Annotated in this window: 11 protein-coding genes; all 11 read right to left on the minus strand. The window is 41.9% G+C overall.

What is annotated here, in order from left to right; translation table 11 throughout:
- Positions 1-135 precede the first annotated feature (135 nt).
- Positions 136-579 carry a hypothetical protein gene (locus NQ536_RS11865; protein ID WP_004850425.1) on the minus strand — a complete coding sequence of 148 codons (444 nt, stop codon included), beginning with the start codon at positions 577-579 and terminating at the stop codon, positions 136-138.
- Positions 580-862: 283 nt separating this feature from the next.
- Complete coding sequence (locus NQ536_RS11870) at positions 863-1870, minus strand: hypothetical protein (RefSeq protein WP_004850423.1); 1008 nt, start codon at positions 1868-1870, stop codon at positions 863-865.
- Between the two features lie 72 nt (positions 1871-1942).
- Positions 1943-3874 (minus strand): RNA polymerase sigma factor, encoded by a 1932-nt coding sequence (locus tag NQ536_RS11875; RefSeq protein ID WP_004850421.1) that lies wholly within the window; start codon positions 3872-3874, stop codon positions 1943-1945.
- A gap of 126 nt (positions 3875-4000) precedes the next feature.
- Positions 4001-4342: a Spo0B domain-containing protein gene (locus NQ536_RS11880; protein WP_227909619.1), complete on the minus strand. Its 342-nt coding sequence runs from the start codon at positions 4340-4342 to the stop codon at positions 4001-4003.
- A 203-nt stretch (positions 4343-4545) separates the two neighbouring features.
- Positions 4546-6189, minus strand: coding sequence for an InlB B-repeat-containing protein (locus NQ536_RS11885; protein ID WP_259805364.1), 1644 nt, complete (start codon positions 6187-6189; stop codon positions 4546-4548).
- Between the two features lie 321 nt (positions 6190-6510).
- Positions 6511-9219 carry a fibronectin type III domain-containing protein gene (locus tag NQ536_RS11890; RefSeq protein ID WP_004850416.1) on the minus strand — a complete coding sequence of 903 codons (2709 nt, stop codon included), beginning with the start codon at positions 9217-9219 and terminating at the stop codon, positions 6511-6513.
- A gap of 82 nt (positions 9220-9301) precedes the next feature.
- Positions 9302-10597 (minus strand): zinc ribbon domain-containing protein, encoded by a 1296-nt coding sequence (locus NQ536_RS11895; RefSeq protein ID WP_004850414.1) that lies wholly within the window; start codon positions 10595-10597, stop codon positions 9302-9304.
- Positions 10598-10612: 15 nt separating this feature from the next.
- A complete protein-coding gene (locus NQ536_RS11900) occupies positions 10613-11143 on the minus strand; it encodes a DUF3592 domain-containing protein (RefSeq protein ID WP_004850411.1) in 531 nt (176 codons plus the stop codon).
- 99 nt (positions 11144-11242) lie between these two features.
- A complete protein-coding gene (locus NQ536_RS11905) occupies positions 11243-11890 on the minus strand; it encodes a TM2 domain-containing protein (RefSeq protein ID WP_004850409.1) in 648 nt (215 codons plus the stop codon).
- A gap of 80 nt (positions 11891-11970) precedes the next feature.
- Complete coding sequence (locus NQ536_RS11910) at positions 11971-12978, minus strand: hypothetical protein (protein WP_004850408.1); 1008 nt, start codon at positions 12976-12978, stop codon at positions 11971-11973.
- A 170-nt stretch (positions 12979-13148) separates the two neighbouring features.
- A complete protein-coding gene (locus NQ536_RS11915; protein WP_004850407.1) occupies positions 13149-13778 on the minus strand; it encodes a DNA-binding response regulator in 630 nt (209 codons plus the stop codon).
- Positions 13779-13834: the final 56 nt, after the last annotated feature.

Raw genomic sequence — 13834 nt, forward strand, 5'->3', positions numbered from 1 at the left:
CTCCTATAATTTGCAGATCATTTTCGATAGTTACTCATTTAGGTTTTATTATATGATCTTAGATAAAGCCTGTCATATAACCTGTAGTGTAATTTCAGCTTCCCTTTTGATCGTTCCAAGCTCTCAGCTTTTTATTTATTTTCTTATATCTTTTTCCAGCTCTTCAACCAGATCCTGTAATTCTTTTATCTTCTCCTTGATTGTTCTTAACTTTAGCTCTACATCAGGGGAAGGACCAGTCTCTTCCTGCATATCACTCTCTGCTTCTTCGTCAGCATTCAGCTCTATAAGTCCCCTCAGCGCAGTTGCCGGAGTGACGTTCAGACTCTTTGCTATGTCAAGCAATCTGGCATGTGATCCCACGCGGAACGTGAGTGTACGGGGAGATTTTGGCAAATTTGCATCTTCTTTTATTTTCTCTATTAACTTGTCCTCATCAGATATTCCATAGCTATCAATAATCTGATTACACAGGAACGAAGCCCTGTAGTCGCTTTTTGTTGCTCCCTTATAATGCTTCTCCCTGATCTTATCGATCTTGTCATCAAAATCTGTTGCCATCTGCATGTTTACTTTCATTATGGAACCTCCTTGTTTTTATAAGTTCAAATATTCTTTATCATATCGATTGTATTTTAAGTCATAATCATGTATACTGTCAAGCATAAATACGCTTTTTATCATTAATATTTTTAATAATATTTTTTATCCCTTGATACCAACAAGTGCCAGATGCAACAAACTAGTTGCACCTGGCACTGATAATAAAGCTCTATAAACTCATAATTTGTAATAAAAGTGTGATTATAATCACATTATTATATATAATAATGTGATTCATAGGATGATGCGCCCACTTTCTCTACCTTGCCGCCATAAATTCCTTTACCGCATTCAACCCGCACACATCTTCTATCGTTCCGTAACTTGCAGGGATATAGCTTATATTAATGTTACTTATCGACCCCTTTGTATTTCCAGAGTAGGCATCACTTGTCTCGCATACATCCAACGCAACGGCATAGTCTGCGAACTGCCATCCAACACAATATTCATATGCTGTGACTTTGTCACTTCCGTATTTTTCCGGATGTCTCATCTCGTCTATGAACTCCTTTGCATCATAACTGCCACCGTACATGGTTGAATTATCTTGGTCGCAGAACCAGCCAATATAATTTGGTGTTCCAAACTCCTCATACAGCTTGTCAAGGAGTAAATATTCACCATCCGTATCCGGGTTATCATTACATAAAGTGTTATACTCTTCTTCGGTGAGTCCGAGTGTGTCATAATATACTTTTGATGGTCCCATCATCCAGTTTCCGTCTGTCACTGCCTGCTTGATAGTCAACTCGTTTTCGCTGTCTTCATCGCCCAATACCAGATCTGGAAGGTAGAGCATATTCTCACCGGTTTTATCATAGACGATAAAACTAAAATTGTTGCTGCTCTCCGTATATGTATCTATGAGTGATGACAAGGTATTTATGCCTTCTATGCCTACTCCATCCAGAGGATAATCCATAAGATCATCTATCTTTATCGGAAGCGTCAGCTTGTCCGCAAATAATGTTGCTCCGGTTGGGGCATCGAGAACATCCTTGTCTGTCATATCATACCTGAGCACCCCGGCTCCCATGCTGTCATCTGCAACACTGCCTGTGTCATTTGCATCCTTATCACTGTCGTCATTTACATCTGCAGCGTCCTGAGAATATCCAGTTTTTCCAGAATCCCCTGTATTTTTATCTGCATCGGAACCGCCTCCGCAGCCTGCAAGCATTGCCGCTATGGTTATTCCCATAGCTCCACATAAAAAGCCTTTCTTCATTTTTCCTCTCACATCATTTGTCATTATTTTTTTCATTTTCTTTAACTCCTTATTTTGAATATTATTTGAGCTTAACTATCATTATGTATTTATATTTATTCTTTTATATCACTTGCTACCGGTCTTTTCCTTTACATTCTCCTGTGTGATCTTAACCATGTCGAACTGTCCACTATATATATTGGTATAGTCGTCTATAGATATGCTTCTGTATGCCGTTTCGCCGTGTTCCGCTACATATATATCATATGTGGTAACCCCTCCATAACTCTCAGTATAATCGCACACATCTACGCTCACCGCAAATGGCTCTCCACCTTCGACTATCTCCTTATTCCCGACCGCATTGTCCTCCTTATCTAATCCCGCATCTATCATAGACGATGTTATATAGCCTGTTGTTCCCGCCATGAGACGCAGAGGAGTATCGTATGCTATGTTATCACCTTTGACCGACACACCCAGATCGTGATCCGTCTTATTTTCCACATAGAAATTCATCCATGCGCTATAATAATTTTTATCCGCTATCTCATCATACACATTCGTCCCTAGATATGTCACTTTAACCTGATCATTGTCAGTGACGACCTGTTCGCCATCAACATGAAAATTCCTCGTATAATTGACCGACTCTGTCTCGCCTTTTCCGCTCAGATCCACGTCAACCATGACACTGTCAACTGCCCTGAACGGTCCCGCATTTCCTGTTGTATCTTCCAGGGTGCAGAATAGTATCTTAGACGTGACCGTCGGCTTTCTTCCTAAGTCAAAAAATGTAACGCCGTCAGAATCCACAATATAAAACTTACTTGTAGAATTTGGCTGAACTCCCCAATTAGTTGGAAGTCCCCCCTCGTATGACTCATTATTCGAAGTCAGGAGCATGATATTATAATAAACCATGTAGTCTTTATGATTTACAACCGTATACTCAAGCGCACAATCATTTTCAGATATATCATATCTCTCTGCACTCGCTATGGTTTCATCCTCAGGACCGCAGCCAATATCGTATACCTTATCTATTGTAACCGTAAGATACTCGTTGTCGCACACAACATAATTGACTTCCCTGTAATTCTTTCCTCCACTTTCTGAATCTTTATCCCTGTTATGGATTATGATTCCTGCCGCGCCGCCGGCTACTACGGATGCCGCCACAACACCGGCGACTATCTTTGCCTTCAGCGTCTTAAATAAGCCCTTAAGTCCAAGCTTGCCCGCAGTTTTAACCCCTGCAGACGCCACACCTGTTGCGGCTCCTCCGGCTCCTCCGGCTGCAGCACCCCCAGTCAATGTTCCCACTGCAGCTCCTCCGGTTGCTGTTCCTAACACTGTTCCAGCTGCAGCTCCAAACACGGCAGAAAATACGCTTGTAAGGAAATTCGGGATCACCAGTCCCTGTGTCTCCGCCAGAAACACCGCGGTGAGAAGTGCCGTTGTTCCAGATGAATACAGTTTTACGCCACTTGTATTCTCATACCTCTGCACACCCGCTTTTATCTTTCCTCTGGCAGCGGACAGTCTGTAGCTCACTGTACCTTCCGGACACTCCATGCATGCCGCGATCTCCGACGTGCTCATCCCGTCAAAGTAATACATTATTATCGTCTGGTACTGAACCGCCGACAGTTCCTCCTGCATGATATTCAGGATTATCTTACGCTTTTCCGCATTTAGCACGTAACTTTCCGGCAGAAAATTGTCATTTTCCTCCAAAAGATTAGTGGATGTGGCTTCATCCAGCTGCACAGGCATTTTCTTTCCAAGAAACTGTCTGCATTTGTTTACAGCGATGGTATTCAGCCATGCTGTTATCCTCTCAGGATTTTCGAGCTGTTGCAAATGCGTGAGTGCCGTTATGTAGGTATCTTGCATCACATCGTACACATTCTGCTCATTCTTCAAAAAGCTCATACAGGTGTAATAAACCTGCCGGTAAGTATTCTGATATATGACCTCAAATGCTTTCATATCTCCACTCACCACTCTGGCGACCAGCGCCCTTACGTCATACTTTCCGTATTCGTCTGTCATACCTTAGTTGTCCCTCCATTTTTATGATCTCCCTATATAGATTATCCCAAGACGATTTTCGTTGGATTTTTTGGAAATTTTTTGAAAATATTTTATCCGGGTTCCTAGAACAGTTTTACTTGGATTTTATATCCCACAAATGCAAGTGCAAATATTCTTTTTAAAACCCCGCCGTAACGCTGCACGATCGCACATATGCTCCGAACGCCTTTGATTCACTGCCTCATTTTCACAGTATATTTGGACCTTCTGTGCCTCAATCTCCTTACAGATTCCCGATATATAAGCCTGCGCCTGTTCAACTTCACCATTTTCTATACATGTAGACACATACTGCAGGTGATGACGCATATCATGGCGATACTGTCTGGTCAATGTCTGCGACTCACGCAGACTGCCGATTTCCCTCACCGCCTGACTTAACTGCAGATCCAGATTATTCCTGATCAGCTTCATCTCATTCTGCATCTGTTCCTTTTTGGAGTTATATAAGAGAAAGGCCAGATATGCAACACAGCATACAAAAGGCATAGCATCCTTTACTTCATTGTATTTCCCTCGTCGCAATCTTTGCCATAATCCCCTTTATGCCTCCTTGGCGCCAAATATTTTCCAGCACTTATTATCCACAATTCGACAACAAAGGGGATATTGCATTGATTTATACGAATTTATTTTCTCACCCACCTGGCATAGAGTTTCCTGCTGCCGGTGCTGCCGGCTGCAATCTTCGTAACCTTTTTCTTGTACTTGGGATCGCTGTACCACCCCTTAAATGTGTAGCCTTTTCTGACCGGATTCTTCAAGACGATAGTCCTAGACGCGACGGTATAACCGACTGGATTGGACCGGTTGTTTGTCCCCTTGCCAAGACTGTACTGGATCTTATACTTTACCAGCTTCCACCTTGCGTATAATGTCTGATTTTTGGTAGTCCTTACAACCGAACTGCTGCCGATCCTGCTGCCGCCACTCTTTGCTGTGTACCAGCCTGCAAATGTATATCCCCTTTTGGCCGGTGTCGGCAGTGTTCCGTAAGTTTTTCCACAAATGACTATCTTACTTCCGGAGCTCACACGACCTCCATTTGGAGCAAATACTATTCTCACGCGCTTTACTGTGTCCGTATATTTTGCAGTAAAAGAAAGCTTGGTGGATGTTCCTGCCACTCGCAATGCAACCTTTTTACTTCCCGCCTTCCACGTCATCTGATTTAAGGCATATGCGATAATCCCATTTTGAATACCCGAAATGCTCGGCGGATATGACGCATTGTCAGTGCTGACTTCGAATTTGGTTTTACCTGCATTGAGATTTTTCTGAATCCTCTCAGCGTAGGCTCGCGCCCACTTTGCGGCATCTCCGTTTCTGACAAAGTAGTTGTCTGCCAGGCTTGTAGAACGTGTGCCATAACCGCTTGCCGTATAAATCTGATCATGACCGTTGTGTGCCAACGCCATGAGTTCATCCGTCAGTCCAAAATACAAATGCGTTTGATCAAAGTTATAATAATTGTCTTTTGTATCATCCCATGTACAGTCCACCTGATACCATTTGCCATCCAGCTTCATGGCATTCCAGGTATGTCCATCATAGGTATCCCTTGTCTCAGCATTTGTTATGCCGGCTGCAGTAAGCAGTTTTGAATAGGCACTCTCATAGGCTTGACATGTGCCCAGCTTTCGTGTCAGTGCGCTCTCTGCCGAAGACCATTTCAGGGAATGATCGTAATCAAGCTGCTTCAACAGCCAGTCATGCAGCCACAATGCCTTTTCATAGTCCGAACCATCCGTATCCTTGCTGCACTTTTTTACCGCAGCATTCACAATGTCACCCACGCTCGGATAAGCCCTGTCCGATACCTGTATATTTGTGCTCACACGCATATAATAGACACCTGACGTCTTGTCCATTACATAAAACCTGAAGTTATAGACTCCCGAAGCAGTCATTGTGAATTCAAAGTCGTGAGATTCACACTCATCTGTATATTGAATCCACGCTCCGCGGCTTGGATCCGCCACGGATTCAAAGCTATACTCATCCGGATTGGAATAACTCGGTGCATCCATTCTAAACAAATACCGGCCACTGCCACCATCCGCCGAAACGTGGAATGTTGTATTCTCCCCTAATTTGGGTTCGTTCCATTCAACCTTCAATACTACACCATTTTGAGGGTCACTTTCTGCACTGTACTTATATTCTGTAACTCTCTCTTGAGGATTTGTTGATGAACCAGCAGATTCTTCCTGCGCATAACTTATCACCTTGATCATCGATACGCCTGTCATCACCAGCATTAATGTCAACATAAATGTTGCTAATTTTCGTTTTATCATAAGCAATACCTTGAACCTTTCTTAATGTCAAAATAACATCGCTGCATATCAATCTCTTAATATATCCAGCATAACAGAAACACCATTTTTTTGCCACAAAAAACCCCACTGCAGAGTATTTCTGCAGCAGGGTTTTGCGGTTATTTTGGCGTTATGAACGGTTGTAATTATTAAACCGTAATCATGTTCGATAAATCATAATAAGAACGGTTATGGTTCCATAAATTTAAAACTCGCCTTTTTTTAATAATGCGTCTGACTTAATTTATCTGTTGACCGGTTCAGATAACACCATTACTTGATTTTCGCGCTGACAAGCTTGCTGAAATCAGAAGCCACAACAGCCTTTCCAGCCTTCTTGTTGGCAACAACCTTAAAGTAGTAGGTCTTACCACTTGTAAGCTTTTTGATGTCCGCGCTATTTTTGATAACAGTGAGCTTTTTGAAGCCGCTGTTTTTCTTTGTGCTGTAATATACTGTATAGCTGTTTGCACTCTTATCCTTTGTCCAGCTGATGATTGCCCTTTTCTTTCCTGCCTTGACCTTGACCGACGTCGGCGCAGAAAGTTTTGTTGCGGTCAGAAGCTCCTTTGAAACAAGAGAAAGAGACTTTTTGCCGTCAATCGTCTTATAGGCTTTGACAACAATCTTGTATCCCGTGCCCTTTGAAAGCTTTTTAAATGTGAGGGTGCGCTTCGTTGTGTCAACGCTCTTGGCAAGCTTTTTGCCCTTGTAAAGGTATACTCTGTACCCGCTTACACCGGCAACCTTTTTCCAGGAAGCCTTGATCGAGTTTGTGGTCTGTTTAACAGCGATCTTGCTCGTCGCGGCGGGAAGGATTTTAAAGCTCAGCTTTTTGCTGCCGCTATAATTGCCCTTGAAGGTAACAGTTACGATCGCCTTGCCAATATTTTGGTTTTTGCTGTAAGAAACGGTGTAATCCATTCCATTCTTAAGTGTTTTTTTGTTTGCGTCCTTAACAATGACCGCAGGTTTCTGAGCCTTTCCGTTATATGTGTACGCCGACTTTTTCAGCGAAACTGACTTAATTCTCGCTATCGAAATTGTTGGTTCTATCGTACTGCAAACAGTGCACTTCCTGGTAATCTTGCCATTTGAGGTAAGAGTAGCCTTGACAACAGACTTGGAGTACTTATGACCGAGAGCCTTGACTTTGGTCTGAGCGACTATAACGGTGTTACAAACTGAACAGTGCTTACCTTTGGTGAGACCTGTCTTTGTGCAAGTTGCTTTAATTTCGTTATCTATAACCGCATTATGTTTCTTACAGGATATGTTAACTATGCAGTCTTGACTTTCTGAATTAGTTATATATGGTGTAACATCGTAGGTTTTGTCTTTTTCAAGCCTGACTTCGGTAACTTTGCCTTTATCGTTACTAGAGACGGATTCACTAAGCTGGTTATTCTCAACAAGGTTTACTTCTGTTCCCTGAATATTTCCGCTGCCGAGATTTGACGAAGTTATGGTGATAAGATAAACCTTCGTTTCCGTCGGAGTAAAGAAGTAAGCGGTTATGTTTTTACAGGAATTGTCACCGTAACCTATTTTGGTCGGGTTAACATATTGCTTGCAGCTTTGGCAGTATGTGCCATTACATACAAGGCTCTGGTGCTGCTTCGGAATGACTTTCTGAATTGCATACTCACAGCCAGTGTGTTTGCAGTGTCTGGATTCCCTTCCATCTTTGTCGCAGGTTGCCGGCCAGTCAACCGTATAGGTGTCGCTCAAATCGTGTCCAAGTGCTGGCAGTTCGGTGTAACCCTCATAATATTTGCAGCCGAAGCATTCATAGCCGACCGTTCTTCCCTTTCTGATGCATGTTGCCTCTTTAGCAGCGAGAGTTCTGCCAAACTGATGCTCCTGGAAGCTTTCAAGAGCATCACACTTTTTACAGTACTTGTAGTGACCAAGAAGTGATGTCCTTTCCTCTAATTCAGGCTCAGAATCGTGACAGGAGGAGATAATTTTTATATCCGCATCCAACTTAACAAAGTCAGGCCAGGTATTGTATGCCCTGGTACCGTTGTGCATAATAACATAGTTCGGCTTTTCCAGAGATTGTGATAGAACTATGTCATAGAAATGAGGAGGCTGACCACCGTAATAGATTGAATTTACATTTCCCTTTTGTCCAATATAACAGCCGCCAAGCCTTACTTTTCTGCTGGATGGGGTGTTTTGGAAATATATTGTGCTGAACGGCTGTTCATTAAGAAGCTGATTTGAAATTACTTCTATTTCTGAGTTTCCTGTTATTGTAACATTGCCCTGCGGCTCCGGTCCGTATGAATATATACAAGACGGGACGCGTGCATTATTCTGAATAAGAGTACCGGTGATATAGAGATTGTTTATATCATAGAAGGAAATAACGTGGTGCCTGTTCTTATCGTTTATATAAGTGTCACTTCCGGATTGTGCTGTAAGAGTGAGATTATAGTTGATAAACTTCCCTGCTTTTCCAAGAATATTCACATCTGCGTTTGGGTTATTCACAGCGATCATCGAAGTTCCGTTGGCTGTTGAGTTAAAGATTATCTGTCCGCCGGACTGGGTTGTGGTAATTGTGAAGTCGGTGTTTGCCTTGGAACCTGAAAAAACCACAAACAGATCCCTTGTCTCCTCGTCTGAATGCATATCTGTTGTAACTTTCAGGGTTTTTCCGTTCAAGTCAAGGGTGATTTTTCCGGGATAGCTAACTGTGATTTCGGAATACCACTCCTGCTCATCCTGATAGCTCCAATCGCCCGGAACTTGCTCTTCGTAATCTATGTTGTTTTTGAGAACAACAAGCTTATCGGGTGGGGTTGTCTCGTTCGAGGTGGCCTCAAGAGCTTTTTCAAGCTCAGCAAAGTTGGTTACATAGGTTGTGTTTTCGTCAACCGAATGATTGTCCGCTGCCGAAACAGTAAATACTGATGCCTCGAGCATCAGTATGACTAATGTTACGACAGTCAAAATTTTTTTCTTTTTGTTCATAGTTTTCCCTCCTTTTTAAATTAATAATATGTAAATGTTTCCCTTCCCTGCCTTAATCGGCATTGCAGGATTTTAACAGGATTCAGCTTTTTATTTTCCACTTTTCGCTATCTCCGTGAAAGCTATAACCACAATAAGAACAGCATCCGTTTTCATCGGGCAAGAATGTTGCTCCGCAGCTAGGGCATTCCTTTTCAGCAAAGAATTCACCGTCAGACTTTCTTTTTTCTGGATATCTTGCTCTTTGCATGGTCAGTTTCTTTTTGAATTTTTTTGTAAACGGTTTCTTATTTTCAGGAAGAAAGGTTTTTGTTCCATAAACTTCAGACTTAACCGTTGTTATTTCATCTGTGTTAGAGACTTTTAAAAGCTTGATCGTGCCGATACTGAAATCAAGCAGATCATTGTCATTTTCGTTTTTGCTAAAGTATTCGTTTAAGCAGGATCTGAGGTAGTTCTCTGAATATCCTACGATCTTTTTCGCTAAATTGTCTTGTTTAACTTTTCCACAAATAATAGGTGTAACAATCGTTCCAAAAGCAAGAATCGCTGCACCGACGCCGGCTGCAAGGGAAATCTCCGTATCCTCGATCAAGTATAAGCATAGAAAGACACTTAAGAAAAGTATGAAACCGGATAAAAGAAGCTGTAAAAATCTTTTCATATTTGTACTGATCGTTTCATAAATCTCAAACGATTCGGTCTGCCAATCGTAAAACTCGTTTTTTATAACGGCGCCACAATATTCACAGGTAACCTGCTGACTGTTCAGCTTGACTCTTGCACCACATGATGGGCAGGTTATTCTCAACATATCGTGATAATAGCTTTTCTTATTCTCTTTTTTGTCTGTGCGGCGAACGTGTCTCGACTGAAGTATTCGGAGATATGAATTTTTACGGTATATCTCATGCTGAACCCTGTTGCCTTGCATTGACTCGAAACGCTCCAGGGTGCTGCACTTCAAAACCGATTCCCGCCATTCTCTGCCATCATCGTTCCATGTTTCAAAGTTATTTTTAGGAATGGGAACAACATCCGTGACGTAAATTTTGCGGCGTAGCTTATTCTTATTAAGTACGTCGATCTGACTAACGATTTTTTTTCGAAAAGCCAGGTCCATTCTTGCCGTAAGAAGCTTTTGATCCGCTTTTCCAAGCGGAATCAGTACTCTTTCAAATGCTTTTCTTATATCCTTTCGGATTTTCGAATCCTGTAGAGGAGTTTCCCTTTTTGCCAGCAATCTTTTCAGCTTAGCTTTTTTCAAATTCTTGGGAAGATATTCCGAAAAATCCATTACAAGTATACTTTTACCGATATAGAATGTACATAATATAGCAAAAGCGGCTGCAATGCACAGCGATACTGATAAATCCATAAAATCACCTCTGATTTATTCCTTGCTGACCACTTCATTTTCGCACTGCTTTTTCCGTTTGTCTTTTACAATGTCACACATCATTATAACAACAAGGAACAAGCCAAAAGGGATTGCCGCGCAGTAGAGCAGGAAATCAACGGGATTACCCTCCGGGGAAAGCTTGTAATTTCCTTTTGTAGTTTTATAGACCTCTACTTTTATTGTATCGCCTTTTCTCAATTTATCGTATGTGTATCCTTTTGCGATATCTCTTGGCCAAACGCGTTCTTCGCACTTTCCTTTATAGGTCTTTCCGTCAATTTCATATGAAATTCTGAATTTATATGTTGTATAATCTACATCGCCATTGTCATCCTTACTATCGTGGGTTGAAAAGTCAACAATAACAGCGGAAACTTTCCGTATATCAGTTGAGGCTGCATATTCTTTCTTTTCAATTCTGCTTGTGACAATTCCGAAGACACCCACAACCATCGATGCTATGCCGACGACCATAATAAATATGGTCATTTTAATGTCCTCTTTTTCTTTTCTTTTACTCATAACAAGTCCTCCTTTCGCAATCAGGACTGTGCCCGAAAGAGTTCAGGCACAGTTCCCAATTTTAAGCATATTTGTCTAAAGGCTGTCAAGAAGTCCTGTCTATTTTTTTTGAATAGGATTTCCGTCTTTGTCAGTGAATTTGCCGGTAATGATCTTTATCAGATCAACAAGTACACCGATTCCAAAAACGCCGGCGGTAAAAAGATAGAGAATGCCTGTTCCTACTTTACCCGCATAGAAACGGTGGCCACCAACTCCGCCGAGGAAAAGGCAGAGAAGAAGGGCTACAAGCCAATCCTTTTCCGTCTGCCCGCTGCCACTTACACCAACGGGTGCTACATAATCTTCAACCTGCTCGCCGTTGAGTATCTTTTTAACATTTTCGGTCACCTCATCAAGATACTCACCTCTTTGAATAGGAAGATTAGCTACTCCGCTTACTCCTTTCTGAATTACGCTGTTTTTGTCAACTCGCATACCGTTGACGGTTGTTGTATTCTCCTGGATGTTTGCCATGACTTTAATTTTGTTGCCGTCCTTGACAAATACCCAGACCGTAACGTCAAGGTTCGGTTCTTTCTCAAAGGAAATGCGCTTTCCAGGGATACCCCCTTTGATTTTGAAAGGCATTTTAAAAGCCGAAGCATGTGTGTTAAGCTTTTCGTATACGTCTTCAATTGTAGTTGTATAAGAGAGTTCAAACTCCCTCGGAGCTGTTGCAGCTGCCATTGATTTAATATCTACCATATTTTTTCCCTCCTTTTTCTTTTTTCCTTTTTTATTTTATTATTCCGTGCTTTAACTCACACGGTAAGTTATGTGGATGTTTATCCTTTTCCGAGCATCTCCCATTTGTCGTTCAAGGAATCATAATAATATATGAGGTTGTCGCATACTCCGTAATAACGTTCTCTGACGAATTGATCGTCTCTGTCTGTGCCGAGTGCAAAAATCCAACACGACCGTCCCTCAATTTCTTCAATCTGCCCCGTATACTGTACACTCATGCCAATGCTTATGTAGTATTGCACCTCCTGAGATTCCAAAAGGATTTCCCTTGCTATTGCTACATTCTTATCCTCGGACTCACCGCTGCCGCAATAATCGGTATACATTGAAAAATCATAGTATTTTCCGTCGACAAGCTGCCCGTCCATTCCTGACAGCATCGGGAATACCGAAAAAGAATCGTTTCCTTTTTTAAAGCTCAGAGATACATTTGAATGTATTTCACTTTCATTGCAGCGCAGTAAAAAATAATCAATTCCATTTCCGTTGTAATTATAGAGTGTATTGTCGGTATTTACAGAATATTCACCATTATCAGTTATTTCCGCCCGATAAACAGACACACTGTATTTTGTATCGGCAATAACTACCGCATAAAGCTCCGCACCGCCCACATTTACAAGGGGCGCACCGCAGAGAAAATCATATTTATCCGCATACTGACTGTCTTTTACGAAATTTAGGATTCCTTCCTCATCAGCCTCGTAACCAACATAACCGATATAGGCAATCCCAACCGATTCTTTATTGTCAAGAATTGTATTTTTAAGTTTTGATAAATCGGTATCTTTTTGCACAGTTGCCTCTGTGGTTGCCTCTGTAGTTGTCTCTGTAGTTGCTTTTGTAGTCGCCTCTGTGATCGCCTCTGTGGTTGCTTCTGTAGCCGCCTCTGTGGTTGCTTCTGTGGTCGCCTCTGTGGTTGTGGCGGTTGTTTTATCTTCGGTCAGATTAGAATCCTCTGACGGTTTTGCCGCACATCCAGAAACCAAGACTGGCATAATTAAAACCATCAGCAGGGTCATAATGTATTTGTTATATTTCAACATTCATTGCTCCCCCCTTTCTACTACAACTATAGTCTTACACATTCTATTGTACGGATTTTTTGAGGTCTGTCACTGGCACAAGTGCCAGTAACAGAAATACTATTTTCAAACTTTTTTGACTTTGGGACATAAAAACCCCTTGACCGTGTCAGTCAAGGGGTTCATTTACTCTATTCGTCTTTTAAAGTGGTCACCATGAGCTTGTTCTCAATAGCTGTCACAACCAACGCTTCTCGATTCTCAAAGCCACCTTTTTCAACCATGTCGTCTAAGTTCCAGCGCACACCGTTTTTGGAGATGCCCAGTTTATCGGCAATCTCCTGGTATGTAAAGCCCTTTATGTATAAGCGGAGAATATCAAGCTGTCGGGGCGAGAATGTATCGGACATTGTGCCTTCCATTTCAATTGCAGGAGAGGTGTCAGGAAATACTTTTTCGCCTGCAAGGGTACGCCTTATCACACTTATCAGCTCCTCTGTGCCGTGGTCTTTATACCACAGGCTGTCTGCTGCACCTGTCTTTGCTCGTTCCAATACCTGCGGGTCGACAAGCGAGGTTACAATTACTATTTTGATATTCGGAAAAGCCTTTTTTATACGTTTTGCGGCGGCAAGACCAGAGTGCTTGTGCTGTGTTTGCACATCCATAAGAATAAGCTGTATTGAGCTATTGCAGTTTCTCTCTGCATCAAAAGCGTCACGATATACGCCGACAAGGCGAAAAATTTCGTTTGATTTCAGTCGCTCGGCAAAATGCTTTTGAATATATAAATCATCTTCAACCAGTATTGTATTTATCATATGTCGTTCTCCTTTTATTGAACATCAGCTCATTAATAATCGTATTGGGAGAGAGC

The sequence above is a fragment of the Coprococcus eutactus genome (assembly GCF_025149915.1).
GTDB lineage: Bacteria > Bacillota > Clostridia > Lachnospirales > Lachnospiraceae > Coprococcus > Coprococcus eutactus.